Here is a 25,326-nt window from a genome sequence, read left to right as displayed (position 1 = left end):
GAGGCGGGGGGCCGGGCCGAGCCCCAGCAGCGGCGGCTGGCCGCGGCCAGCCTCGGCGGGGGGCTGGCGGAGCCGCGGCGGCGGGCCGGACACCCCGGCGGGGGTCAGAGGGCGTCGGCCTCGGCTGCGGCCAGTTCCGCCGAGATGTCGGCCGGGCGGCGCCAGCCGCGTTCGCCCCGGGCGAGGAGCCACGCGGTGGCCTCCTGCGGCGGCATCGCGGCGGCGACCAGCCACCCCTGTACCGCGTCGCAGCCCAGGTCCCGCAGCCGCTCCCACGTCTCGTCGTCCTCCACGCCCTCGGCGACCACGAGCAGCCCCAGCGAATGGGCGAGGTCGACCGTGCAGCGGACGATCTCCGCGTCCTGCGCGTCGACCGCGAGCCGCCCCACGAAGGACCGGTCGATCTTGAGCTCGCTGACCGGCAGCCGGCGCAGGTGGACCAGGGAGGAGTAGCCCGTGCCGAAGTCGTCCAAGGACATCTTCACGCCGTGGCCGGTGAGCCCGGCCATGGTGTCCGCCGCCCGCTGCGGATCCTCGAGCAGCACGTGTTCCGTTATCTCCAGCTGGAGGCCGCTCGCCGGGACCCCGTGCCGGGCCAGCCGCGCGGCCACCGCGCCCGCGAAGCCGGGGGTGTGGACGTCGCGCGGCGAGACGTTGACGGCGACGGGCACCTTCAGGCCCTGGGCCCGCCACCGCGCGACCTGCGCGAGGGCCGTCTCCAGGACGTACTCGGTCAGGTGCGGCATCAGCCCGGAGGTCTCGGCGATCGCGATGAACTCGTCCGGGGACACCCGGCCGCGTTCCGGATGCACCCACCGCACCAGGGCTTCGAGCCCGGCCACCTGCCCGTCGAAGCGGACCTTCGGCTGGTAGTGGAGTTCCACTTCGCCCGCGTCCAGGGCCCGGCGCAGATCGCCAAGGAGGCCGAGCCGGTCGGGGGTGTTGCTGTCGCGCTTGGACTCGTACACCTCCACGCCCGTGCGGTCGCGCTTCGCCTGGTACATCGCGACGTCGGCGCGGCGCAGCAGCCCTTCGGCGTCGAGGGCGTGGTCGGGGAAGACGGCGAGGCCTGCGCTGGCCTCCAGGACGAGCGTGAGGCCGTCCAGGTCCAGCGGGGAGCTGAGCTCGGCGACCAGGTGGCGGGCGATCCGCTGGGCGCTGGTGGTGGAGTCGGCGACGGGCAGCAGGACGGCGAACTCGTCTCCGCCGAGCCGGGCGGCCTCGGCGTCCTCGGGCAGCGCCTGGCGCAGCCGGTCGGCGATCTGCAGGAGCAGCCGGTCGCCCGCCAGGTGGCCGAGGGTGTCGTTGACCGCACGGAAGCGGTCCAGGTCGATCAGCACAAGAGCTGCCCGGGTGCCCAAACGTTCAGCCTCGTCCAGGGCGGACCAGGCCCGCTCCAGCAGCCACTGCCGGTTCGGCAGTCCGGTCAGCGGGTCCCGGAGCTGTTCCTCGGCGCGGGCGCGGGCGATCCACAGGGTGGAGTCCAGCGCGATCAGCGGTACGGCGAACAGCGGCAGCAGGACCGGCTGTGTGACGGCGACGACGCAGATCAGCGGGGCGATCCCGAGCAGGGCGACCGCCACTAAGGCCTGCCGGAGCAGGGCCGTACGGGCGACGGTGGGCAGGCCGCCGCCGCGCGGGGCGAGCGCGATCCACAGCAGGACCCGGGTGGCGAGCAGGTAGGCGACCGCCACGAGGACGATCTCGGGTACCGCGTCGATCTCCCAGGTGGTGGGCCGCCACGGGTTCTCCACGGACGGCGCCTCGCCGAAGGCGGCGAGCACGAGGGCTCCCGCGCCGATGCCGAGGATGTCCGCGGAGCCGTGCAGCAGGCCCTGCCGCCAGCGGTGCCGGCGTGCGGCGCCGACCAGGGAGACCACGGCGAGCGAGACGAGTCCCGCGGGCACCCATCCGTAGAGGAGGAGCACGCCGAGGGTGAGCGCCGCGCCCGAACCGGTGCCGCCCCACCAGCGGTCGCGGCCCAGTGCGACGAGGTGGCCGACGATGACGCCGGTGAGCAGGGCGAGCGCCCAGCCCACCGCGCCGCCGGGGAACAGCGCGTGACGGCCGCTCAGCGCCGAGACGACCCCCGCTCCGAGTGCCACGACGGCCAGGCCCACGACGGCGAAGGACAGCAGTCCGCGCCGTCCGGTCTCCTCCGTGCCGGTGCCGAGCGGCCGGGTCTCCGGTGTCCTGGATCCGAGGACACCGAGCCGGCCCGCCCGCATGGACGGGATGTCCCCGCCGAATTCAGGTGACGGGTCGGCGCTTTCGGTGGGTTTCATGCCCGTCCCTCTCACAGCCGGCGATGCCGATGTCACGCGATGGCCCCGATGTCATGCCATCACGGCTGACATCGCGTCCGGCAGCCGTGCACGACAGGCGCACCCCTCAACAGTAGGACGCGGGAGGGTCCCAGGGGCAGCGGTCGGCGGTGGTTGCCCGAATGCGACCCAGCCATCCTCATCAGTACGGTATCCGCCGAACGGGTGAGTTTGGACCAGGACCCCCCGGTCACCCGTCCGATGATCCGACAGCTCACCGCCCTACGACCAGCCTTGTACCAGCCGTTTACCACCGTCCGTCGCGCCTGGCGTGCGCCCGCCCGTACGGCCGCACGCCGCGCATCCGTTCACCTTCGCCACTCACCCGCGGATGTGTCCGGGCGATTGCCTTCCGGCCGCTACTCCGCTCCGCCGTCGCCGTCCACCGGAAGCGCGGCCTCGCGGGCCGCGTCCGGTCCCTGCTCCAGCAGGACCTCGAACCCGGCGTCGTCGAGGATGGCGAGCTTCAGCTGCACGGCCTTGTCGTACTTGGAGCCCGGGTTGTCGCCGACCACGACGAAGGAGGTCTTCTTCGACACCGAGCCGGTGACCTTGGCCCCGCGGCTCTGCAGGGCCTCCTTCGCGCCGTCGCGGGTGTGGCTCTGCAGGGTGCCGGTGACCACGACGGTCAGCCCCTCCAGCGGGCGCGGCCCCTCCTCCTCGGCGGAACCTTCCTCCTCCATCCGGACCCCGGCCTCCCGCCACTTGCGCAGGATCTCCTGGTGCCAGTCGACGGCGAACCACTCCTTGAGGGAGGCCGCGATGATCGCGCCGACCCCGTCGGTGGCCGTCAGCTCCTCCTCGGTGGCCTGCTCGATGCGCTCGATCGACCGGAATTCGCGGGCGAGGGCCTCCGCGGCGACCGGTCCGACGTGACGGATCGACAGGCCGTTGATGACGCGGGCGAGCGGGCGCTCCTTGGCGGCCGCGATGTTCTCCAGCATCGCCAGGGCGTTCTTCTTCGGCTCGCCCTTCTGGTTGGCGAAGACCGTGACGATCTTCTCCTCGCCGGTCTTCGGGTCCCGCTTGGGCAGTCCGCTGTCCGGATCCAGGACGTACGCCTTGATGGGCAGCAGGTCCTCGATGGTCAGGCCGAAGAGGTCGCCCTCGTCGAGCAGGGGCGGCCGGGCCGGCTCCAGCGGGCCGGTGAGGGCGGCGGCCGCGACCATGCCGAAGTTCTCGATGTCCAGGGACTGCCGGCCGGCCAGGTAGAAGAGGCGCTCGCGCAGCTGCGCGGGGCAGGTCTGCGCGTTGGGGCACCGGACGTCGATGTCCCCCTCCTTCATCGGCCGCAGCTCCGTCCCGCACGCGGGGCAGTCGGCGGGCATCACGAACTCCCGCTCGCTGCCGTCCCGCAGGTCCACCACCGGCCCGAGGATCTCGGGGATGACGTCGCCCGCCTTGCGCAGTACGACGGTGTCCCCGATGAGCACGCCCTTGGCCTTGACGACCTCCTGGTTGTGCAGCGTCGCGAACTCGACCTCGGAGCCCGCCACGTGGATGGGCTCCACCTGCGCGTACGGAGTGACGCGCCCGGTGCGGCCGACGCCGACCTTGATGTCGATCAGCTTGGTGTTGACCTCTTCGGGGGCGTACTTCCAGGCGATCGCCCAGCGCGGGGCGCGGGCCGTGGAGCCGAGCCGTCCCTGGAGCGCGATCTCGTCGAGCTTGACGACGACGCCGTCGATCTCGTGCTCCACGGAGTGCCGGTTCTCGCCGAACTCCGTGATGAACGCGCGCACCTCGGCCAGTGAGGAGACCACCTTGTTGTGCCGGGCGGTGGGCAGGCCCCACTCCCGCAGCAGGTCGTAGGCCTGCGACTGCCGCTCGATCTCGAAGCCCTCGCGGGCGCCGATGCCGTGCACGACCATGTGGAGCGGACGGCTCGCGGTGACCTTCGGGTCCTTCTGGCGCAGCGAACCGGAGGCCGCGTTGCGCGGGTTGGAGAAGGGCTTGCCCTCCGCCTCCACGAGCCGGGCGTTGAGCTCCTCGAACTTCTCCATCGGGAAGTAGACCTCGCCGCGGATCTCGACGAGGGCCGGGATCCGGTCGCCCTTCAGCCGGTCCGGGATCTCGCGGATGGTGCGGACGTTGGGCGTGATGTCCTCACCGCTGCGGCCGTCGCCGCGGGTGGCGGCGCGGGTCAGCCGGCCGTCCTCGTAGGTGAGGTTGACGGCGAGGCCGTCCACCTTCAGCTCGCAGAGGTAGTGGTAGTCCCGGGTGTTCACGTCCCGGGCCACCCGGTCGGCCCAGGCGGACAGTTCCTCCTCGTCGAAGGCGTTGTCGAGGGAGAGCATGCGCTCCCGGTGCTCGACGGAGGCGAAGTCCGTCTCGTACGCCCCGGCCACCTTCTGGGTGGGCGAGTCGGGCGTGCGCAGTTCCGGGTACTGCTCCTCCAGTGCCTCCAGCGAGCGCAGCAGCGAGTCGAACTCGGCGTCGCTCACGACCGGCTGGTCGTTCACGTAGTACCGGAAGCGGTGCTCCTCGATCTGTTCGGCCAGCAGCGCGTGCTGCTCACGCACCGCCGCCGGTACTGCCGTGTCCTGCTGTTCGGCTGCCATGCCGTGTCCTCCCGTGGCCCGTCTCGACCGTCACTCAGGGTTGTCGGCGAGCGACCTCGCCGCCCTGACGCAATGCGCCTGCACCGCGCGGGCGTAGGCGGGCGAAGCGCCCGCCAGACCGCACGACGGGGTGACCACGACGGACTCCGCGAGAGTCCCCGGGGCCAGCCCCAGCCTGCGCCAGAGCTTCCTGACACCCATGACGCTACCGGCAGGGTCCGACAACGGGCCGTCGGTGCCGGGCACCACTCCGGCGAAGAGTTTCGTCCCGTCTTCGACGGCCTCGCCGATGGCGTCGTCCTCGCGCTCGGTGAGCAACGAGAAATCGAACGACACGCCCGCGGCGCCGGCCCGCCGCAGCAGTCCGAAGGGCACTTCGGGGGCGCAGGAGTGCACGATCACGTCTCCGTCGTGGACGGCGAACAGCTCGCGCAGGGTCCCCTCGACGACCTGCCGGTCGACGGCGCGGTACGTCCGGTACCCGCTCGCGGAGCGCACCCGCCCGAGCAGTACGGCGGTCAGCGACGGCTCGTCGAACTGGAGCACGACGTCCGCGCCGGGGATCCGCCTGCGTACGTCGGCCAGGTGCCCGCGCAGGCCCTCGGCGAGCGATCCGGCCAGGTCCCGGCAGGCGCCGGCGTCCTGGAGCATGGCCTCGCCGCCGTGCAGTTCCAGGGCCGCGGCCAGCGTCCACGGCCCGACGGCCTGGACCTTGAGCCGGCCGGTGTACCCCTGGGTGAACTCCTCCAGGGCGTCGAGGTCCTCGCCGAGCCAGGACCGCGCGCGCTTGGTGTCGCGTCCCGGGCGGTCGCTCACCCGCCAGCCGCTGGGCTCGACGTGCGCGTACATGTCGACCAGCAGCCCGAGGGAACGGCCGATCATGTCCGCGCCGGGGCCCCGGGCGGGCAGTTCGGCGAGGTACGGGAACTCCTCGAAGGAGCCCGTCACGGTCTTGGCCGCCTCGCGGGCGTCCCCGCCGGGCAGCGAACCGACGCCGGTGGCGCTCGCGCTCATCGGCCCGGCCGCACGGTCAGGTCGTTGACCTCGGCGTCGCGCGGCAGGTCGACGGCCATGACGACGGTGGTGGCCACGGACTCGGGGTCGATCCAGTCGGCCGGGTCGTACTCCTTGCCCTCCTGGGAGCGCACCTTGGCCTGCATGGGGCTGGCGGTGCGCCCCGGGTAGACGGAGGTCACGCGGATCCCGTTCGCCTTCTCCTCCTCGCGCAGCGAGTCGGCGAGGGCCTTCAGCCCGTGCTTGGAGGCGGCGTAGGCGCTCCAGTCGGCGTGGGCGTTCAGGCCGGCGCCGGAGTTCACGAAGACGACGGTGGCCTTCGAGGCGCGCAGGGTGGGCAGCAGCAGCCGGGTGACCTCGGCGGGGGCGACCAGGTTCACGTTGAGCTGCTGGTGCCAGGTCTTGGGGCGCAGTTCGCCGACGGGTCCGAGGTCCACGATCCCGGCGACGTGCAGCAGGGAGTCGATGCGCTCGGGGAGGGCCTGCTTGGAGAAGGCCCACGAGAGCCGGTCGGGGTCGGCGAGGTCGCCGACGAGCACGCCCGCCCCCGGGTACCGCTCGACGAGCTGCTTGCCGCGGGCGGCGTCCCGGGCGAGGAGGACGAGGTCGTCGCCGCGGGCGTGCAGGCGGGCGGCGACGGCGGCGCCGATGCCGGACCCGGCACCGGTGATCAGGTGAGTAGCCATACCGCCATGCTCGCACCCCCGGCCCGATCGGCCGGCACGGCCCGGTGGCCCGGCCGGCACGGCCCGGTGGCCCGCCGTCAGAGGCCCGCGGCCGCGCGCAGGGCGGCGGCGGTCTTCCCGGCGTCGTAGTCCGCCGGGACGCCCTCGACCAGGATGACCTCGCCCGGGATGTGGCGGGTGCGCAGCGGGATGAGCGCCTGGTAGGCGGGTGAGGCGTACCAGGCGCGGGCGCGGGCCAGGTCCGGGAAGCCGATCATGACGACCGTGCCAGGGAAGGGCCCTTCCAGCACCTCGACCTCCGTGCCGTGCACGAGGAAGCGGCCCTCGAAGGGCTCCATGGTCGACTGGATCCGCTCGATGTACTCGAGGATGTCCTCGTTGACGGCCTCGGGGCGGATGTGGGCGATGGCGTAGGCGGTCACGGTCTGCTCCCCTGTCAATCGGCCTGCGGGTGCGGGCCGTTGATCCGATCCTGGCAGGGCGCGGCATGGGCCGCGATTACCCGCGGGGTCATGCCGGAGCGGGCTGGAAGGTGCGCCGGTAGGCGATCGGGGAGACGCCGAGCGCGGTCCGCATGTGCTGGCGCAGGGAGTTGGCGGATCCGAAGCCGGCCCGGTGGGCGACCAGGTCGACCGGCAGGTCGCTGGATTCCAGCAAGTGGCGTGCGATCTCAAGGCGTTGGGTGGTGAGCCATTGGACGGGGGTCATGCCGACCTCGTCGCGGAACCGCCGGGTGAAGGTGCGCAGGCTCATCCGGGCGTGGGCGGCGAGTTCGGCCAGGGTGATGGGCTCGGCGAGGCGTTCCAGGGCCCAGGCGCGGGTGGCGGTGGTCGTGGCGACGGTGGGTTCGGGGACCGGGCGGTCGATGTACTGGGCCTGGCCGCCGTCGCGCCAGGGCGGGACGACGCACAGGCGCGCGGCCCGGTTGGCGACGGCGGAGCCGTGGTCCTGGCGGATCAGGTAGAGGCAGAGGTCGACGCCGGCGGCCACGCCCGCCGAGGTGAGGATGTCGCCGTCGTCGACGAAGAGGACCTCCTCGTCGAGCCGGACGTGCGGGAAGCCCCGCTGGAACTCGGGTGCGTGCTTCCAGTGCGTGGTGGCGGGCCGGCCGTCGAGCAGCCCGGCCGCGGCGAGGACGGCGGAGCCGGTGCACAGGGAGACCAGCCGCGTGCCGGGCCGGATCGCGGCGAGGGCGTCGGCCAGCGCCTGCGGGAGGGGTGCGCCGTGCGCGAGGTCGTCCATGGAGTGCGTGGGCGTGACGATCACGGTGTCGGCCGCGGCGAGCGCCTCGGGGCCCGCCGAGACGACGACGGTGAAGCCCGCGTCGCTGGCCACGGGCTGTCCGTCGGCGGTGCAGACGGTCAGCTCGTAGAGCGGGTTCCCGGCCTCGTCCTGGGCGTTCCCGAAGACGCGGGAGGGGATCCCGAGCTCGAACGGCGGGGCTCCTTCGAGGGCGAGTACGGCGATGCGGTGCATGGCCAGATCCTGTCACATGGTGGCCGTCTGGCCAATACCATGACCCGCTTCCCGCGCCGAGGCTGGTTCCAGAGCAGCACCGGAGACACCTGGGAACGGCTGCGGAACCCGAGGAGAAACAACATGCGCGCCATCGTCGTCAGCCAGTGGGGCGGACCCGAGGTACTGACCGAGACCGAGCTGGAGCGGCCGGAGCCGGCCATGGGCGAGATCCTGGTACGGGTCCACGCGGCCGGGGTGAACCCGGTCGACTGGAAGACCCGGGCCAGCGGCGCCCTCATCCCCTGGGGCCCGGTCCCGCAGGTCGGCTGGGACGTGTCCGGCACGGTCGAGGCCGTCGGACCGGGCGTGACCGTCCACCATGTCGGCGACGAGGTGTACGGGATGCCCCGCTTCCCGCAGCAGGCCGGCGCGTACGCCGAGTACGTGACCGCACCGGCCCGGCACTTCGCCCGCAAGCCCGCCTCCCTGGACCACGTGCAGGCGGCCGCGCTGCCGCTGGCGGCGCTGACCGCCTGGCAGGCGCTGGTGGACACCGCCGGGGTCTCGGCCGGGCAGCGGGTGCTGGTGCACGCCGCGGCCGGCGGGGTCGGACACCTGGCCGTGCAGATCGCCAAGGCCCTCGGCGCGTACGTGATCGGCACCGCGAGCGCGGGCAAGCACGACGTGCTGCGCGGGCTCGGCGCCGACGAGGTGATCGACTACCGCACCACGGACTTCGAGGACGCCGTCGCCGACGTGGACGTCGTGATCGACGCCATCGGCGGGGACTACGGGCAGCGCTCGCTGAGCGTGCTGAAGCCGGGCGGCCACCTCGTGACCCTGCCCGGGCCCGACGGCATCCCGGCCGACACCCGGGGCGTGCGGGCCGCCTGGGTCCTCGTGGAGCCGGACCTGAAGGGCCTGGAGGAGATCGCGGCCCTGGTCGAGCGGGGCCTGCTGAAGCCGCTGGTCGACACCGTGCTGCCGCTGGAGCAGGCCGCGAAGGCCCACGAGATCGGCGAGCTGGGCCGGACCACCGGCAAGATCGTCCTGACGGTGGCCCAGGCCTAGGCCCAGGCCCGCTGTCGCTGTCGCTGCCGCTGCCGTTATACGGAGGCGGCGGCCCGCCGGGTCGTGGCGATGGTGGCGGAGCCGACCACGCGGGTGCCGTCGTAGAGCACGATCGCCTGGCCGGGGGCCACGCCGCGGACCGGCTCGGTGAAGGAGACGCGCAGCTCGCCGTCCACGAGCTCGGCGAAGACCTCGGTCTCGCCGCCGTGGGCGCGCAGCTGGGCGGTGTACGTGCCCGGGGCGGCGGCCGTGGAGCCGCACCAGCGCGGGCGGATCGCGGTGAGCGCGGTGACGTCGAGGGCCTCGACGGGGCCGACGGTGACGGTGTTGTTCACCGGGGAGATGTCCAGGACGTAGCGCGGCTTGCCGTCGGCGGCGGGGTGGCCGATGCGCAGGCCCTTGCGCTGGCCGATGGTGAAGCCGAAGGCGCCCTCGTGGGTGCCGACCTTCTCGCCGGTCGCCTCGTCGACGATGTCGCCCTCGGCCTTGCCGAGGCGGTTCGCGAGGAAGCCCTGGGTGTCGCCGTCGGCGATGAAGCAGATGTCGTGGCTGTCGGGCTTCTTGGCCACGGCCAGGCCGCGCGACTCGGCCTCGGCGCGGATCTCTTCCTTGGTGGTGAGGGTGTCGCCGAGCGGGAAGAGCGCGTGGGCGAGCTGCTTCTCGTCGAGGACGCCGAGGACGTACGACTGGTCCTTGGCCATGTCGGAGGCGCGGTGCAGCTCGCGGGAGCCGTCCTCGTTCAGGACGACGGTCGCGTAGTGGCCGGTGCAGACGGCGTCGAAGCCGAGGGCGAGGGCCTTGTCGAGCAGCGCCGCGAACTTGATCTTCTCGTTGCAGCGCAGGCAGGGGTTCGGGGTGCGGCCGGCCTCGTACTCGGAGATGAAGTCCTCGACCACGTCCTCGCGGAAGCGCTCGGCGAGGTCCCAGACGTAGAAGGGGATGCCGATGACGTCCGCGGCGCGGCGGGCGTCGCGGGAGTCCTCGATGGTGCAGCAGCCGCGGGCCCCGGTCCGGAAGGACTGCGGGTTCGCGGAGAGCGCGAGGTGGACGCCGGTCACGTCGTGCCCGGCTTCGACCGCGCGGGCGGCGGCGACGGCGGAGTCCACGCCGCCGGACATGGCGGCCAGGACGCGAAGGGGGCGGGCGGTGCGCGGCAGGTTCTCAGTCATAGCACCCACCAGGGTACGGGGAACCGCGCGGGGTCACAGCGCGTTATCGGCTGTGGGGGGTGGATCACATGGTGGAGCAGGGAAAGCGGGCGCCGAAGGCGTCGAAGGCACCGCGCAGGACGCGCAGGGCGGTGCTCTTCGGCGGGCTCGGGATCTTCACGGCCGCGGCGATCGCCGGGCGGGAGGAGATCGGGCGGGCCTGGTGGCTGATGCCGGGGGTGAGCAAGCCGCGCAAGGACGGCGAGCTGGACCACGCCGGCGCGAGCTGGACGGCGGCCTCGCCGGCGAACTGGCGGCTGGCGGACCGGCCCGACGACTACCGGGTGGACCGGATCGTCGTGCATGTCACCCAGGGCGGCTTCGCCTCCTCCGTGGACGCGTTCAAGAACCCCTGGCACAAGGCGTCCGCGCACTACATCGTGCGCGGGGACGGCCACATAGAGCAGATGGTGCGCGAGCTGGACGTGGCGTTCCACGCGGGGAACCGCTCCATGAACGAGCGCAGTGTCGGCATCGAGCACGTGGGCTTCGTCGACCGGCCGCGGGACTTCACGGACGCGATGTACGCGGCGTCGGCCCGGCTGGCGGCCGACATCTGCCGGAGGTACGGGATACCGGCGGACCGGGGGCACATCGTCGGCCACTCGGAGGTCCCGGGCGCCGACCACACGGACCCGGGCCCCCACTGGGACTGGGACCGCTACGTACGCATGGTCGGCGAGGCCCTGGCGGCCGCGTAAGGCCGGGTCGGTCACGGCCGTCCACGTCCGGCCGCGGCTCGTCGCGGCCGGTCGCGGCCCTAGCTGAGGCCGGCCGTGCGGGCGCGTTCGACGGCCGGGCCGATGGCCGCGGCCAGGGCGGCGACGTCGTCCTTGGTGGAGGTGTGGCCCAGGGAGAAGCGCAGGGTGCCGCGGGCCAGCTGGGGGTCGGTGCCGGTGGCCAGCAGGACGTGGCTCGGCTGGGCGACGCCCGCGGTGCAGGCCGAGCCCGTGGAGCACTCGATGCCCTGCGCGTCGAGCAGCAGCAGCAGCGAGTCGCCCTCGCAGCCGGGGAAGCTGAAGTGCGCGTTGGCCGGGAGCCGGTCGTCGGGGTCTCCGCCGAGCACCGCGTCCGGAACGGCCGCACGGACGGCGGCGACCAGCTCGTCGCGCAGCCCGCCGATCTCGGTGGCGAAGCGCTCGCGCCGCTCGGCGGCGAGGACCGCGGCCACCGCGAAGGCGGCGATGGCCGGTACGTCGAGGGTGCCGGAGCGCACGTGCCGCTCCTGCCCGCCGCCGTGCAGGACGGGGACGGGGCTCTGGTCGCGGCCCAGCAGCAGGGCGCCGATCCCGTACGGGCCGCCGACCTTGTGGCCGCTGACGGTCATGGCGGCGAGGCCGCTGTCGCCGAAGGAGACGTCGAGCTGTCCGAAGGCCTGGACGGCGTCGGAGTGCAGGGGGATGCCGTGCTCGCGGGCGACGGCGGCCAGTTCGCGCACCGGCATGACGGTGCCGATCTCGTTGTTGGCCCACATGACGGTGGCCAGGGCCACGTCGTCGGGGTTGCGCTCGACCGCCTCCCGGAAGGCGTCCGCGTGCACCCGCCCGTAGCGGTCCACGGGCAGGTACTCGACCTGGGCGCCCTCGTGCTCGGCCAGCCAGTGCACGGCGTCGAGCACGGCGTGGTGCTCGACGGGGCTGGCCAGCACCCGGGTTCTGGCCGGGTCGGCGTCCCGGCGGGCCCAGTAGAGGCCCTTGACGGCGAGGTTGTCGGCCTCCGTGCCGCCGGCGGTGAAGACCACCTCGCTGGGGCGGGCGCCGATCGCGTCGGCGAAGGCCTCGCGGGCCTCCTCGACGGTTCGGCGCGCCCGGCGGCCGGCGGCGTGCAGGGAGGACGCGTTCCCCGTGGCGGCGAACTGCGCGGACATCGCCGCGGCGGCCTCCGGCAGCATCGGGGTGGTGGCGGCGTGGTCGAGGTAGGCCATGATCCCCCGATTCTACGAGCCCGCCGGGCCGCCCCTCGCCCGGCCCGTCAGGTCCGGGGGGCTCGGGCGAGCTGGCGGGACTGGGCGACCAGGTGGCCGGCCGAGTCCCAGACCTCGGCGTCCTCTTCGAGGAAGCCGCCCGCCAGGTTGCGGGTGGTGATGGCGATCCGCAGCGGGCCGGGGGCCGGGCGGCGCCGGACGTGGGTGGTGAGCTCCACGGTCGGGGTCCAGCCCATCAGGCCGAGGTCGAAGGCGGTCGGGGGCAGCGCGTCCACCGCCAGCAGCATGGACAGCGGGTCGGCGTCGCGGCCGTCGGCCAGCTCGAACCAGGCCCGCATCTCGCCCTTGCCCGAGGGTGCGCCCAGCGCCCAGCCCGCGGTCGCGGGGTCCAGCCGCAGCCGCAGCCGGTCGACGATCGCGGAGCTCCCGGGGATCGGCGCGGGGCCGGCCTCGGGGCCGATGCAGTCCTCGTAGGCCGGCATGACGGGCGGCAGGGCCGTGGTCCGCACCTCGTCGGACAGGGCGGAGAGGTCGCCGTAGGAGGCGAGGACGCGGATGCGCTCGACCTCGGCGCCGCTCTCGTCGTACTGGAACAGCGAGGCCTGGCCGGTGGAGAGGGTGCGGCCGACCCGGACGACCTGGGTGCGGATCACGGCGGGGCCGGGCACGGAGGAGGTCAGGTAGTGCGCGGAGACGGTGAACGGGTCCGGGTGCGGCAGGGCGGCCGCCAGGGCCCGGCCGACGAGGGCCAGCAGGTATCCGCCGTTGACGGCGCTGATGATCGTCCAGCCGGCGGAGAGCTCCGCGTCGTACACCCCGGACTCGTCCGCGCGCGCGGTGACGGTGGTGTCGCGGTCGAACTCGCTGTCGCCGATGGTTGCCTGGGCAGCTGCGTGTGACATGAAACCGACGGTACACCGGCTTCCTACTAAGCGGTAGCTTTCTTTTGTTACGGCTCTTCGGCCACCGACGAGCGGCGGTTCCAGGCCAGCGGCGCGCGCCAGTGGTAGCGCATGGCGAGCAGGCGCAGGACGAAGGTGGTGACGATCGCGAGGGCGGTGGTCACGGCGTTGAGCGCCTCGAAACCGATGGCCACGGCGACCATCGCGGCGCCGACGACGGCGGGCACGGCGTACATCTCGCGGTCGCGCAGCAGGGACGGCACCTCGTTGGCGAGTACGTCGCGCAGTACGCCGCCGCCGACGGCCGTGGCCAGTCCCAGGGCGGCGGACGCGGTGAGCCCGAGGCCGTACTCGTAGGCCTTGGTCGTGCCCGTCACGCAGAAGAGGGCGAGGCCGGCCGCGTCGAAGACGTTGATGGCGCGGTTGATCCGCTGGACCTCGGGGTGCAGGAAGAAGACGAGCGCGGCGGCGATCAGCGGGGTCACGAAGAAGCTGAGCTCGCCGAAGGCGGCCGGGGGGACCGCGCCGATGACCAGGTCGCGGAAGAGGCCGCCGCCGAGGGCGGTGACCAGCGCGAGGACGCAGATGCCGAAGACGTCGAAGTTCTTGCGTACGGCGAGCAGGGCGCCCGCGGTGGCGAAGACGAAGATGCCGGCGAGGTCCAGTGCATGCTGAACCCCTGGCGGGAAGAGATCGTGGAGCACCGGCTCATTGTCGCCTGTGGCGGGCCCGGCCCCGACCCTCCCCCGGAGGCCGTCCGGGGGTCGTATGGGAGGTGGTCCGGGGGCCCCGGCGCCGCGCGGGCCGCCGGGCACGATGCGCCGGCGGGGCTGGATGGGGATCCAGCCCCGCCCGCGGTTTCGGCCGCTACTCCGAAACCGTGACCACCGCGTCCGCCGCGCCCGGCAGGGGCTTGTCGCCCGGTGCCTGGTCGGGGGCGTTCTCGGGGTGGTGGCAGGCCACCTGGTGGCCGGTCTTCAGGGCCAGCAGCGGCGGCTCCTGCGTCGTGCAGATCTGCGTCGCCTTCCAGCACCGGGTGTGGAAGCGGCAGCCGCTGGGCGGGGAGATCGGCGAGGGCACGTCGCCCTTGAGCAGGATGCGGCCGCTCTTGGCGCCGCGCCGCCGCGGGTCCGGCACCGGCACCGCCGACATCAGCGCCGTGGTGTACGGGTGCATCGGCGCCTCGTACAGCGACTTGTTGTCCGCCAGCTCGACGATCTTGCCGAGGTACATCACCGCGATCCGGTCCGACACGTGCCGGATGACCGAGAGGTCGTGCGCGATGATCACGTACGTGAGGCCGAGCTCCTGCTGGAGGTCGTCCAGCAGGTTGACCACCTGGGCCTGGATGGAGACGTCGAGCGCCGAGACGGGCTCGTCCGCCACGACCAGCTTCGGCTTCAGCGCCAGGGCCCGCGCGATGCCGATGCGCTGGCGCTGACCGCCCGAGAACTCGTGCGGGTAGCGGTTGTAGTGCTCGGGGTTGAGGCCGACGAGGGACAGCAGGCGCTGCACCTCCGCCTTGAGGCCGCCCTCCGGCTGCACGCCCTGGAGCTTGAACGGCGCGCTGACGATCGTGCCCACCGTGTGCCGGGGGTTCAGCGAGCCGTACGGGTCCTGGAAGATCATCTGGATGTCGCGGCGCATCGGCCGCATCCCGGCGACGCCGAGGTGTGTGATGTCCTTGCCCTCGAACTCGACGGTGCCGCCGCTCGGTTCGAGCAGCCGCGTGATCAGCCGGCCCATGGTCGACTTGCCGCAGCCGGACTCGCCGACGACGCCCAGGGTCTCACCGCGCCGGACGTCGAAGTCGATGCCGTCGACGGCCTTGACCGCGCCCGCCTGCCGGCGCAGCAGCCCCTTGGTGATGGGGAAGTGCTTGGTCAGGCCGCTGACCTTGAGGAGCACCTCGGGAGCCGGAGCGGCGGCGGAAGCGTCGGGCGAGTCCGTGGCCTGCTCGGGAATGACGGCCGGGTCCGTCTTCTTGATGTCGGTCACAGCTTCGGCGCAATCTCTTCGGTCCAGATCCGGGTCCGCTCCTCCTGCGACATGTGGCAGGCGGACCAGTGGCGGCTGCCGTCCTCCTCGACCAGCTCCGGCCGCACCGTGCGGGTCACGTTGCCCTTGGGCACGTCGGCGTACGGGCAGCGCGGGTTGAAGGCACAGCCGCTCGGGATGTTGATCAGGCTGGGCGGCGAGCCCTTGACCGGGATGAGGCGCTCGGTCTGTTCGCGGTCGATGCGCGGCATCGAGCCCAGCAGGCCCCAGGTGTACGGGTGCCGGGGCTCGTAGAAGACCTTCTCGGCCGTGCCGCGCTCGACGCACCGGCCGCCGTACATCACGAGGAGTTCGTCGGCCATCTCGGCGACCACGCCCAGGTCGTGCGTGATCATGATGACCGCCGAGCCGAACTCCTGCTGGAGGTCCCGGATGAGGTCGAGGATCTGCGCCTGGACGGTGACGTCCAGGGCGGTCGTCGGCTCGTCCGCGATGAGCAGCTCGGGGTTGTTGACCAGCGCCATCGCGATCATGGCGCGCTGGCGCATGCCGCCGGAGAACTCGTGCGGGTAGCTGTCGACCCGCTTGTGCGGCTCGGGGATGCCCACGCGGTCGAGGAGGTCGACGGCGCGCTTGCGCGCGGCCTTCTTGTCGACCTTGTTGTGCACCCGGTAGGCCTCGGCGATCTGCTTGCCGATGGTGAAGTACGGGTGCATCGCGGACAGCGGGTCCTGGAAGATCATCGCGATCTCCCGGCCGCGCAGCCTGCGCACCTCGTCCTCGTCGGCGGAGAGCAGCTCCTTGCCGTCCAGCCAGATCTCGCCGGAGATCCGGGCCCGCTGGCGGCCGTACTGGCCGACGCGGTGCAGGCCCATGATGCCGAGCGAGGTGACCGACTTGCCGGAGCCGGACTCGCCCACGATGCCGAGGGTCTTGCCCTTCTCCAGGGTGAAGGAGAGCCCGTCGACCGACTTGACCAGTCCGTCCTCGGTCGGGAAGTGCACCTTGAGGTCGCGGACCTCGAGGAAGGCGGTGGGGGGCCGCGTGCCGTCGACGGGCTCGTGCAGAGCTCCGGTCTTGGTGAGATCGGTCATGACAGCCTCACTCGGGGGTCGATCACCGCGTACAGGAGGTCGACGATGAGGTTCGCGGCGACGACGAAGAACGCGGAGATCAGGGTGATGCCCAGGATGACCGGCAGGTCGTGGTCGCTGATGGCGCGGACCGCGTTGTAGCCGAGGCCGTGCAGCGAGAAGGTGGACTCGGTCAGCACCGCGCCGCCCATCAGGGCGCCGAGGTCCAGGCCGAGGACGGTCAGGATCGGCGTCATCGTGGAGCGCATGGCGTGCTTGCCGATGACGACGGGCTCGGTCAGGCCCTTGGCGCGGGCGGTGCGGATGTAGTCCTCGCCCAGGACTTCGAGCATGGTCGCGCGGGTGAGCCGCGCGTACATCGCCGCGTAGAGGAAGGCGAGCGAGACCCACGGCAGGATCATGCCGTTGAACCACTTGCCCGGATCGTCGGCGAACGTCGCCTCGGGACGCCCGAACCAGCCGAGCTGGTCGGAGAAGAAGGCGATGAACAGCATGCCCGTGAAGTAGATGGGGAGGGAGACGCCGGCGAGGGCGACACCCATCGCCGAACGGTCCAGGACCGTCCCGCGCTTGAGGGCGGAGATGACGCCGGTGGCGACACCGCCGATGACCCAGATCACGACGGCACCGGCCGCGAGGGCCAGGGTGACCGGCAGCCAGTCCAGCAGCAGCGGCCAGACCTCCTGCTCGGTCTTGAAGGAGTAGCCGAAGCAGGGCGCGGCGCATTGCGTGACGTCGGAGCCGTTGGCGTACGTACGACCCGCCACCAGCCCGACGACGAACTTGCCGAACTGGACGAGGATCGGGTCGTCGAGACCCATCTTCTGCCGGATGCCCTCGATGGCCGCGGGGTCGGACTGCTTGCCGACGAAGTACAGCGCCGGATCCGTCCCGATCAGCTTCGGGAAGAGGAAGAAGATTCCGAAGGTCACCAGCGAGATGACCAACAGCATGACGATGACGGCGAAGATCCGTCGGATGAGATATGCAAGCACTGCGCTCGGCCTGGCTGCGGCCCGGGGGCGCCCCCTTCTGGAGAGCGCCCCCAGGCCGAAACCGCGGCCATCACCTGCCCTTCGTGCCTAGCGGGTGTGGCACTGGAACACTGGAACTGGACTGCCTGGCTGACTGCCTGACGGACGAACCGTTACTTCACGACACCGAGCGACGCGTAGTCGTACCGGCCGTTGTAGGCGTCGGAGGTGTACGCGTTGGTCAGGCGGGAGCTGCGCCAGGTGATCGTCTTGTCGTAGACGAAGGGCAGGTAGACCGCGGCCTCGGAGACCTTCTGGTTCATCTGCTTGTAGATGTCGCCGGCCTTGGTGGGGTCGGTCTCCGCGATGGCGTCGTCGAACAGCTTGTTGATCGCCGGGTCGTTCAGCTCGGAGAAGTTGTTGTTGCCGCTCTGCAGGATGTAGCGGCCGTCGACCAGCGGCTGGGAGAAGCCCTGCCCGCTCGGGAAGTCGGCGCCCCAGCCCATGATGATGATGCCGTAGCCCTTCTCCTTGACGACCTTCGGCGAACCGATGATGCCGGAGGTCTGGGCGCCGTCGAACTGGTCGACGTCGGCCTCGATGCCGACCTGCTTCAGGGCGTTCTGCAGGGAGACGGCCGTGGCGACCTCGACCGGCTTGTTGTTGCGGACCGCGATGGTGGTCTTGAAGCCGGACTCCTTGCCGCACGCCTTGAGGGCCTCCTTGGCCTTCTCGAGGTTCGGCTTGCCGTCGTTCTTCAGGACCTCGTAGGGGTCGTACTTGCCGTCGGAGCCCTTGATGCCCAGCGGGAGCATGTTGGGGGCGATGTCGCCACCGGCCTGCGGGCCGCCGCGGGCGGTCTGCAGGGACTTCTTGTCGGCCGCGTAGATGACGGCCTTGCGGCACTCGATGTTGTCGAACGGCGCGACGGTCTGCGGGAAGACGGCGTACCGGATGAAGCCGGTCTGGCCGTTGTCCAGGTTGTCCTTGTGGTCCTTCAGCGCGGTGGCGCGGGCCGCCTGGCCGATGCCGGTCGCGTTGATGTCCAGGTCGAACTCGCCGTTCATCAGGCGCTTGTCCATGTCGTCCGCGTTCGACATGAAGGTGACCGAGATGGAGTCCGGGAGCGCCTTGCGGATGGTGTCCGACTCGGGCTTCCAGTTCTCGTTGCGCGAGAGCTTCATGCTCTTGTTGGGCTCGTACGAGTCGATCTTGTACGGGCCGCTCGAGAAGGGCTTCAGGCCGTACTTGGCCGCCGTGTCCTTCTCCTGCTTGACCGGGCTCGCCGCCGGCATGGCCAGCATGTTCTCGAAGTCGCCGTTGGGTACCGGGAGCTTGAAGATGATGGTCTTCGCGTCCGGGGTCTCGATCGCCTTGAGGCCGAGCTTGTCGGGCGCGGTGTCCTTGTACGGGCCCGGGTACTCGGTCTTCGGGTCGAGGACCTGCATCAGGTAGACCGGGCCGCCGGAGATGACGTCCTGGGCCCAGGTGCGCTGGATGCCGTACTTGATGTCCTGGGCCGTGATGGGCGTGCCATCCTCCCAGGTCACATTGTCCTTGAGGGTGTACTTGTACGTCTTGCCGCCGTCGCTGATCTCGGCGTTGGCAGTAGCGAGGTCGGGGACGAGCTCGGTGCTCTGCTCACCCGGGGCCGCCTTGAAGCTGACCAGCTGACGCGTGTAGTAGCGGGAGAAGTCCCACATGAAGCCGTAGTAACCGCGCTGCGGGTCCCACGAGTCGGCCTCCTGGGTGCCGACGAACTTGAGCTCGCCGCCCTTCTTGTCCGACGCGTTGGCGATCTTGCCGATACCGGCGTTGAAGCCGCCGCCGGCAGCCGGCTTGTCTTCCTTCTTCTCGTTTCCGCCACAGGCGGTCGCGGTCAGCATGACCGCGAGCACGGCGGCTGTGCCAGCGGCAAGCCTGCGCTTCGACGTGCGATGGGTAGTCACGATGCTCGCAACCTCCGTTGTAGTTACGGTGTACGTACGGCTCGAAGCCGGTTCCTGGTGTGCCCTGCGATGGCTAGCGGGAGCCCTTCGGGTCGAGGGCGTCACGGACGCCGTCGCCGAAGAGGTTGAAGGCCAGCACGGTGATGAAGATCGCTACGCCGGGGAAGATCATGAAGAGCGGATCGTCCTCGTAGGTCCGCACGGCCGTGGAGAGGGTTTCCCCCCAGGACGGTGTGGGCGGCTTGACGCCGACGCCGAGGAAGCTGAGGGCTGCCTCGGTCAGCACGTTGGTGGGGATCATCAGCGTCGAGTAGACGGTGATGGGCGCCACCAGGTTCGGGAGCAGTTCGCGGAAGAGGATGTAGAAGCGGCCCGCGCCGAGGCTGCGCGCGGCCTCGACGTACTCGCGCTCGCGCAGCGACAGGGTCTGTCCGCGCACGATGCGGCCGATGTAGGGCCAGCCGAAGAATCCGATGACCAGCACCAGTACGGCGATCCGCAGGCCCGATCCCTCGAAGCCCCACAGCTTGCCGGGGACGACGGAGATCAGCGCGATGATGAACAGCAGCTGCGGGAAGGCCAGCAGCAGGTCCATCACGCGGCTGATCGCCGCGTCGACCCAGCCGCCGAAGTAGCCCGCGACGATGCCGAAGAAGGTGCCCAGCGAGACCGCCACGAAGGCGGACAGGAAGGCGACCAGCAGCGAGATCCGGGCGCCGTAGACGATCCGGCTGAACACGTCGCGCCCGTTGACCGGTTCGACGCCCAGCAGGAAGTCGCTACTGATGCCGCCCCAGTCGCCGGCCGGCAGGCCGAGCAGCGGGTCCAGCATGTCCTCGTGCAGCTCCTCCGGCGGGTGGCCGAAGGCCTTGACGATCAACGGCGCGAAGATCGCGACGAGGATCAGCAGGAGCACGACGACACCGCCGGCCAGGGCGACCTTGTCGCGCTTGAGGCGCAGCCAGGCGATCTTCCACGGCGAACGTCCCTCGATCGCCTTCAGGGGAACTCCGGGGGCGGCCACGGCTGCGGGCTCGGCCGCGGTGGTGTCGTGCAGTGGTGCCGTCATCGTGGTGGGGACCCCTCTCGGCCGACGGTGGCCGGCCCATGCCCGCCGCTGTGGCGGCTTGTTTCTTTCGGCGTCGCGTGATGGTGCGATTGGCGCGAAATGCGCCTGAAGTGCACGTGAAGGGCTGGTGGTTGTCAGATTGACCGGCCTTCGGTGGGGGGAGTCTTCAACGCCCTCTCAATCGGCCGCCAGACCTGCCGGGGATGTGATGCGCAACCGTGATCTGCACCGCCACCTTCCGTTATCCGAACCACGCGCTCTGTTGAGCGGTGAAACACCGCCCGTTCGGCGCGGAACGGACATCCGGCCCAACTACCGTTTCGGGCCCGGATCCTGGGCACATTCGGTGGATATGGCGAAGGCCGCACCGATGGGACCGGTGCGGCCTTCGAGACGGATGTCTCGGTATGCGGATGTCTGGAAACCGGGCGGTGTACGGCCGGAATTCCCCTGTCAGTACGCGGGCGCCTGGCCCTCGCGGTCGTAGAAGGGGCGGGTCTGCGCGCGCAGCCACATCGCGACGGGGTCGTGCTCGTCCGCCAGCGCGACCGTGCACACCGGGACGCCCTCGGGGACCACGCCGACCGACTGGCGCATCATCTCCCGTACGGATTCCAGCGCGGGCGCGGAGGCGTCGTACAGGTCGAGCCCGACCGCCAGGTAGGGGGACCCGAGCGCGGGCTGCACCCAGGCGCGGCGCAGCGACCGGACGGCCGGGGTGCGGTGCGCGTGCTGGGTCAGCAGCCCGTAGAACTGCGGCAGCTCCAGGGAGGGCTCGGACAGCCGCAGCGGCCCGGCCGGCATCCGGTCCAGGCCGGTCGCGATCCGGCGCAGGTCGGCCCACGGGACGCCGAGCCCGCCGCCCTGGGCGTGCGGGTTGAGCCACAGGCCCCAGCGGTCCGGGTAGAGCGCGCGGGCGATGTCCCGCCCGGTGACCACCTCGTAGCCCCGGTTCCAGCCGCTGGCGGCCAGCTCCTGCGGGGAGGTCACGCACGGGGCGTAGCCGAGGCTCTCGACCTCCATGCCGCCGTACTGGGCGTCCGGGGAACCCGGCTGCCCCTGCCACAGCAGCATCCACACCCGGCCCTCGGCGAGGGCGTGCAGAAGTGACTCGTAGCCCTCATAGCGCCCGGGAGTCACCTGGCGCAGCATGTGCTCGACCTGCCCGGCCGCGGCCGTGCCTGACGCACTCACCCGGTACCCCTCTTCGTCCGCCCGTCGTCCACGCGTACCCCAGCTTAAGCGGCCCTACGGAAGGTAGAAGGGGCGTACGCGCTCACGAATCCAGTCCGTGACCGGGTCCTGCACGGCGTCGAGGAGGATCAACTGCACCGGCCAGGGCGCCGGGACGCGGGTCAGGGCCCGGCCGAGGGCCTCCAGCGGGGCGCCGCGCGTCTCCGGCTCCCATCCCACCAGTCGGACACCGATGAACAGTTCCGGCTCCCCGCCCTCGACGCTGGCGAGGCAGCGGTGGGCGGCGGCGACCACGCCGGTGGTGCGGAACTCCTCGGCGGCGGCGGCCAGGAAGTCCACCGGGTCCTCCTGCCAGTCGGGCTCGTAGAGCCGGACCCGACCGCCGGTGGACGGCCCGTCGAGCGGGGTCCGCCCGGTACGGCACAGCTCCGCCACGGCGGGCGGGGGCAGGGGCACGCCGACGGCGCCCTCGGGATTGAGGGCGATGCCGAGCTGCGGGGGCAGGCCGCGGGCGAACTCCACGGCGGGGGCCACGGCGAAGTCCATGCCGGGGCCGACGCAGTAGCGGAACTGGGCCTCGGAACTGTAGACGGGGACGTACGCGGCCCCGCCGATGTCCATGGTGGGCAGGTCGAGGCTCGGGGCGTCGGGTGCGCCGCCGCCGGGCAGGGGCACCCAGACCTGGCTGCGGCCCAGCACCTCCAGGATCCGGGCCCCGGCGTCCGGCTGCCCGAGCGCCGCGCCGAGCACCTGCTCCAGCTCATTCCCCGGCCAGCCGGTGCCGCTCGCGCTGCCTTGCATGTGCCGCTTGCCTCCGTCTGTGGTCCCGCCGAACGTCGTGGCGAGATTATCCGCTGCGCCCGCGCCGGGGGCTCCGCCGGGGCAACCCGCTCCTCAGTCGCCGGAGGGGCTGTCTTGTGCCGCGGCACCGCTGCGGGGGCTCCGCCCCCGTACCCCCGCTCCTCAAACGCCGGAGGGGCTGGATTTGGCTCCGGCTCGCCGGCAGGGGGGAGGGGGTTGCCCGAGAGCGCCACTGCGCGCGCTTCGCAGGACTACGCCGGCACAATCCAGCCCCGCCGGCGTTTGAGGCGCGGGGTCTGGGGCGGAGCCCCAGTGGCGGAGGCTGGGCCGCGCGGGCGGAGCCCTGGTTCGGCGGGGCCCGGGCTAGGGGTGGAAGGTTATGTGGGAGACGGCGGCAGCCGACGGGCGGTCCAGGAGGGTGACCGACGCACAGCCCGCCGGCGGACGCCCGGCCTCGGCATCGCGCAGGAGCCTCGTCACCGCGCCCCGGTGACGGGCGAAGGCGTACGCCGAGACCCGCCGCCCCCGCGCCGCCTGCCCGGACAGCGCCTCCTCCGGGCTGCTGTCCAGGAGCAGCAGGTGCAGCGCCCGGCCCCGCCGCCGCGCGACGGCCGCGAGCAGGCCCCGTACCCACGCCTGGGTGCCGCAGTCGTGCACGACCACCGAGGCTCCGGAGCGCAGGGTCCGCCACAGCCCCCAGTAGTGCGCGGCCCGCACCAGCGGCCGGTAGGCCCCGTACGGCAGCCCCGCCGGCATCCGCCGCTCCCAGCGCTCGCGGGTGTCCTGGGAGTCGATCGCGCCGCCCTCGGCGGCCGCCCTCTTGATCAGCGTGCTCTTGCCGCCGCCCGGCAGTCCGGACACCACCACGATGTCGCCCGCGGCGAAGCCGAGCCGGCGCGCCCCCCGCGCCCCGGCCCCGCGAAGGTCCCGTACCCGTCCGGCGCCCGCGCCCGCGCACGCCGCACCGGCGCCCGCGCCGGCACCCGCACCGCCGCCGCGCTGCGCCGGCACCGCGTCCACGGTTCCCACAGCCGCCACTACTCCGAATCGCCGCACAGTGTTCGCCTCCCCCGAATCGGGTCACCAGGACCCTTTCCCACTGAGTGTAAAGAGACGGTAATCCGGGAGCACCGGTTCCGTTCCAGCCTTCCCGCCCCGTACGAACTTTCGGGGCCCCCACGCCCGATCACCACAGCGGCGTGCAATGATGTGCGCCATCTGGACCAACTGCATACCGGCCGCTTGAATCCGCGCGGGAGAGTCCCGGCACGCCGCGAGGCCGTGCACGGGCGCCGAAGGAGCAAGAACCTCCCTTGAATCTCTCAGGCCCCGTACCGCGTGGATGAGGCAGATCTGAAAAGCGAGCCGTCCGACGGGCGGCTCCACCCAAGGTGCAAGCCGACCGTCCCCGGCAGTGGGGGAACTCTCGGCGAACCTCTCAGGTTCCGATGACAGATGGGGAGGACCTTCCTCGTCATGTCATGCCCTGGGACCCGGGAGCCACACCCATGAGCAACGCCCCCCGCCTGACCGCACTCGATGCGCTGCACCGCTCGCTCGGTGCGACCATGACCGACTTCGCGGGCTGGGACATGCCGCTGCGGTACGGCAGCGAGCGCGACGAGCACAACGCCGTGCGCACCAAGGCCGGCCTCTTCGATCTGTCCCACATGGGCGAGATCACCCTGACCGGCCCGGAGGCCGTCAAGGTCCTGGACTACGCGCTGGTCGGCAACATCTCCACGGTCGGCGTCGGCCGCGCCCGCTACACGCACATCTGCCAGGAGGACGGCGGGATCCTCGACGACCTGATCGTCTACCGCCTCGGCGAGACCGAGTTCATGGTCGTCGCCAACGCCTCCAACGCCCAGGTCGTCCTGGACGCCCTGACCGAGCGCGCCGCCGGCTTCGACGCCGAGGTCCGCGACGACCGCGACGCGTACGCGCTGATCGCCGTCCAGGGCCCGGAGTCCCCCGGCATCCTCGCCTCGCTCACCGACGCCGACCTGGACGGGCTCAAGTACTACGCCGGCCTGCCGGGCACGGTGGCCGGAGTGCCCGCGCTGATCGCCCGTACGGGCTACACCGGCGAGGACGGCTTCGAGCTGTTCGTCGCCCCCGAGCACGCCGTGGAGCTGTGGCAGGCGCTGACGAAGGCGGGCGAGGGCGTCGGCCTGGTCCCGGCCGGCCTGTCCTGCCGCGACACCCTGCGCCTGGAGGCGGGCATGCCGCTGTACGGGCACGAGCTGACCACCTCGCTGACCCCGTTCGACGCGGGGCTGGGCCGGGTCGTGAAGTTCGAGAAGGAGGGGGACTTCGTCGGCCGCGCCGCGCTGGAGGCCGCCGCCGAGCGCGCCGCCGCGAACCCGCCGCGCAAGCTGGTCGGCCTGATCGCCGAGGGCCGCCGCGTCCCGCGCGCCGGCTTCTGCGTGGTGTCCGGCGGCCAGGTCGTCGGCGAGGTCACCTCGGGCGCCCCGTCGCCCACGCTGGGCAAGCCGATCGCGATCGCGTACGTCGACGCGGCACACGCCGCGCCCGGCACCTCCGGCGTCGGCGTGGACATTCGCGGTACGCATGAGCCGTACGAGGTCGTGGCCCTGCCGTTCTACAAGCGGCAGAAGTAGCCCCGTACGGCACCTCGCAGTACCGCCGTCTCAGTACCCAAGACCGCTGTTCGTATCCACTCCCCCGCATCCAGGAGAATCAGGCCATGAGCAACCCCCAGCAGCTGCGTTACAGCAAGGAGCACGAGTGGCTGTCGGACGCCGAGGGCGGCGTCGCGACGGTCGGCATCACGGAGTTCGCGGCCAACGCGCTCGGTGACGTCGTCTACGCCCAGCTTCCCGAGGTCGGCGACACCGTGACCGCGGGCGAGACCTGCGGCGAGCTGGAGTCGACCAAGTCGGTCAGCGACCTGTACTCCCCCGTCTCCGGCGAGGTCGTCGAGTCCAACCAGGACGTCGTCGACAACCCGGCGCTCGTGAACACGGACCCGTTCGAGGGCGGCTGGCTGTTCAAGGTACGCGTCGCGGAGCAGCCGGACGACCTGCTCTCCGCCGACGAGTACGCCAAGCTCACCGCCGGTAACTGACCCAGGGG

The 25,326-nt window shown here is 71.9% G+C and carries 22 protein-coding genes and 1 riboswitch; of the genes, 4 read left to right on the top strand and 18 right to left on the bottom strand.

All coding sequences use genetic code 11. The annotated features are described in order from the left end of the window. Positions 1–104: 104 nt before the first annotated feature. The 6 genes from ACFWP3_RS12885 to ACFWP3_RS12860 form a co-directional block, all read right to left on the bottom strand. A complete protein-coding gene (locus tag ACFWP3_RS12885; RefSeq protein WP_384219570.1) occupies positions 105–2,285 on the bottom strand; it encodes a putative bifunctional diguanylate cyclase/phosphodiesterase in 2,181 nt (726 codons plus the stop codon). 398 nt (positions 2,286–2,683) lie between these two features. Beyond that, positions 2,684–4,885 carry an NAD-dependent DNA ligase LigA gene (gene ligA / locus ACFWP3_RS12880; RefSeq protein WP_384219568.1) on the bottom strand — a complete coding sequence of 734 codons (2,202 nt, stop codon included), beginning with the start codon at positions 4,883–4,885 and terminating at the stop codon, positions 2,684–2,686. 30 nt (positions 4,886–4,915) lie between these two features. After that, entirely contained in the window at positions 4,916–5,899 is a 984-nt protein-coding gene (locus tag ACFWP3_RS12875; protein ID WP_384219566.1) for a methionine synthase, read from the bottom strand. Continuing rightward, the gene (locus tag ACFWP3_RS12870; protein ID WP_384219563.1) at positions 5,896–6,585 is read right to left on the bottom strand and encodes an SDR family oxidoreductase; all 690 of its coding nucleotides are present in this window, start codon (positions 6,583–6,585) and stop codon (positions 5,896–5,898) included. Before ACFWP3_RS12870 ends, ACFWP3_RS12875 begins: the two co-directional genes overlap by 4 nt. Positions 6,586–6,662: 77 nt before the next feature. Beyond that, positions 6,663–7,007: a DUF1330 domain-containing protein gene (locus tag ACFWP3_RS12865; RefSeq protein ID WP_384219561.1), complete on the bottom strand. Its 345-nt coding sequence runs from the start codon at positions 7,005–7,007 to the stop codon at positions 6,663–6,665. Positions 7,008–7,095: 88 nt separating this feature from the next. Next, positions 7,096–8,061, bottom strand: coding sequence for a GlxA family transcriptional regulator (locus ACFWP3_RS12860; protein ID WP_384219559.1), 966 nt, complete (start codon positions 8,059–8,061; stop codon positions 7,096–7,098). 123 nt (positions 8,062–8,184) lie between these two features. Between ACFWP3_RS12860 and ACFWP3_RS12855 the strand changes: the two genes are divergently transcribed. After that, positions 8,185–9,114 carry an NADP-dependent oxidoreductase gene (locus tag ACFWP3_RS12855; RefSeq protein ID WP_384219556.1) on the top strand — a complete coding sequence of 310 codons (930 nt, stop codon included), beginning with the start codon at positions 8,185–8,187 and terminating at the stop codon, positions 9,112–9,114. 35 nt (positions 9,115–9,149) lie between these two features. Here ACFWP3_RS12855 and mnmA read toward each other — a convergent pair whose 3' ends face one another. Then, positions 9,150–10,283, bottom strand: coding sequence for a tRNA 2-thiouridine(34) synthase MnmA (gene mnmA, locus ACFWP3_RS12850; RefSeq protein ID WP_384219554.1), 1,134 nt, complete (start codon positions 10,281–10,283; stop codon positions 9,150–9,152). A 68-nt stretch (positions 10,284–10,351) separates the two neighbouring features. On the opposite strand from mnmA, the gene ACFWP3_RS12845 reads away from it, so the two are divergent. Further along, positions 10,352–11,023, top strand: coding sequence for an N-acetylmuramoyl-L-alanine amidase (locus tag ACFWP3_RS12845; protein ID WP_384219552.1), 672 nt, complete (start codon positions 10,352–10,354; stop codon positions 11,021–11,023). A gap of 59 nt (positions 11,024–11,082) precedes the next feature. Here the strand turns inward: ACFWP3_RS12845 and ACFWP3_RS12840 are convergent, their stop codons facing one another. The 11 genes from ACFWP3_RS12840 to ACFWP3_RS12790 all read right to left on the bottom strand — a co-directional run bounded on the left by ACFWP3_RS12840 (position 11,083) and on the right by ACFWP3_RS12790 (position 23,247). After that, positions 11,083–12,246 carry a cysteine desulfurase family protein gene (locus ACFWP3_RS12840; RefSeq protein ID WP_384219549.1) on the bottom strand — a complete coding sequence of 388 codons (1,164 nt, stop codon included), beginning with the start codon at positions 12,244–12,246 and terminating at the stop codon, positions 11,083–11,085. Between the two features lie 47 nt (positions 12,247–12,293). Further along, positions 12,294–13,148 (bottom strand): thioesterase family protein, encoded by an 855-nt coding sequence (locus tag ACFWP3_RS12835; protein ID WP_384219547.1) that lies wholly within the window; start codon positions 13,146–13,148, stop codon positions 12,294–12,296. A gap of 47 nt (positions 13,149–13,195) precedes the next feature. Beyond that, positions 13,196–13,852, bottom strand: coding sequence for a trimeric intracellular cation channel family protein (locus ACFWP3_RS12830; RefSeq protein ID WP_384219545.1), 657 nt, complete (start codon positions 13,850–13,852; stop codon positions 13,196–13,198). 163 nt (positions 13,853–14,015) lie between these two features. Continuing rightward, positions 14,016–15,146 carry an ABC transporter ATP-binding protein gene (locus tag ACFWP3_RS12825; protein WP_384219542.1) on the bottom strand — a complete coding sequence of 377 codons (1,131 nt, stop codon included), beginning with the start codon at positions 15,144–15,146 and terminating at the stop codon, positions 14,016–14,018. Next, positions 15,143–16,240 (bottom strand): ABC transporter ATP-binding protein, encoded by a 1,098-nt coding sequence (locus ACFWP3_RS12820; RefSeq protein ID WP_384219540.1) that lies wholly within the window; start codon positions 16,238–16,240, stop codon positions 15,143–15,145. The genes ACFWP3_RS12825 and ACFWP3_RS12820 overlap by 4 nt, the downstream gene beginning before the upstream one ends. Beyond that, positions 16,237–17,235, bottom strand: a complete 999-nt coding sequence (locus ACFWP3_RS12815) for an ABC transporter permease (RefSeq protein ID WP_384219537.1) — start codon at positions 17,233–17,235, stop codon at positions 16,237–16,239. Before ACFWP3_RS12815 ends, ACFWP3_RS12820 begins: the two co-directional genes overlap by 4 nt. Positions 17,236–17,387: 152 nt before the next feature. Beyond that, on the bottom strand, positions 17,388–19,163 hold the full coding sequence (locus ACFWP3_RS12810; protein WP_384219535.1) for an ABC transporter substrate-binding protein: 1,776 nt from the start codon (positions 19,161–19,163) through the stop codon (positions 17,388–17,390). Between the two features lie 73 nt (positions 19,164–19,236). Continuing rightward, positions 19,237–20,232 (bottom strand): ABC transporter permease, encoded by a 996-nt coding sequence (locus ACFWP3_RS12805; RefSeq protein WP_384219533.1) that lies wholly within the window; start codon positions 20,230–20,232, stop codon positions 19,237–19,239. A gap of 453 nt (positions 20,233–20,685) precedes the next feature. Continuing rightward, positions 20,686–21,426 (bottom strand): enhanced serine sensitivity protein SseB C-terminal domain-containing protein, encoded by a 741-nt coding sequence (locus ACFWP3_RS12800; RefSeq protein WP_384219530.1) that lies wholly within the window; start codon positions 21,424–21,426, stop codon positions 20,686–20,688. A 54-nt stretch (positions 21,427–21,480) separates the two neighbouring features. Next, positions 21,481–22,227 carry an enhanced serine sensitivity protein SseB gene (locus ACFWP3_RS12795; RefSeq protein WP_384219528.1) on the bottom strand — a complete coding sequence of 249 codons (747 nt, stop codon included), beginning with the start codon at positions 22,225–22,227 and terminating at the stop codon, positions 21,481–21,483. 363 nt (positions 22,228–22,590) lie between these two features. Beyond that, positions 22,591–23,247, bottom strand: coding sequence for an AAA family ATPase (locus ACFWP3_RS12790; RefSeq protein WP_384219642.1), 657 nt, complete (start codon positions 23,245–23,247; stop codon positions 22,591–22,593). A gap of 223 nt (positions 23,248–23,470) precedes the next feature. Then, a riboswitch (glycine riboswitch) is annotated at positions 23,471–23,574 on the top strand. Positions 23,575–23,735: 161 nt separating this feature from the next. Here ACFWP3_RS12790 and gcvT point away from each other — a divergent pair. Continuing rightward, the gene (gene gcvT / locus ACFWP3_RS12785; protein ID WP_384219525.1) at positions 23,736–24,851 is read left to right on the top strand and encodes a glycine cleavage system aminomethyltransferase GcvT; all 1,116 of its coding nucleotides are present in this window, start codon (positions 23,736–23,738) and stop codon (positions 24,849–24,851) included. An 86-nt stretch (positions 24,852–24,937) separates the two neighbouring features. Beyond that, on the top strand, positions 24,938–25,318 hold the full coding sequence (gene gcvH / locus ACFWP3_RS12780; protein ID WP_384219523.1) for a glycine cleavage system protein GcvH: 381 nt from the start codon (positions 24,938–24,940) through the stop codon (positions 25,316–25,318). Positions 25,319–25,326: the final 8 nt, after the last annotated feature.

The sequence above is a fragment of the Streptomyces sp. NPDC058525 genome (genome assembly GCF_042719495.1).
Taxonomy (GTDB): domain Bacteria; phylum Actinomycetota; class Actinomycetes; order Streptomycetales; family Streptomycetaceae; genus Streptomyces.
The sequence above is the reverse complement of the archived record's forward strand: the minus strand, read 5'-3'. Positions and strand labels throughout refer to the sequence as shown.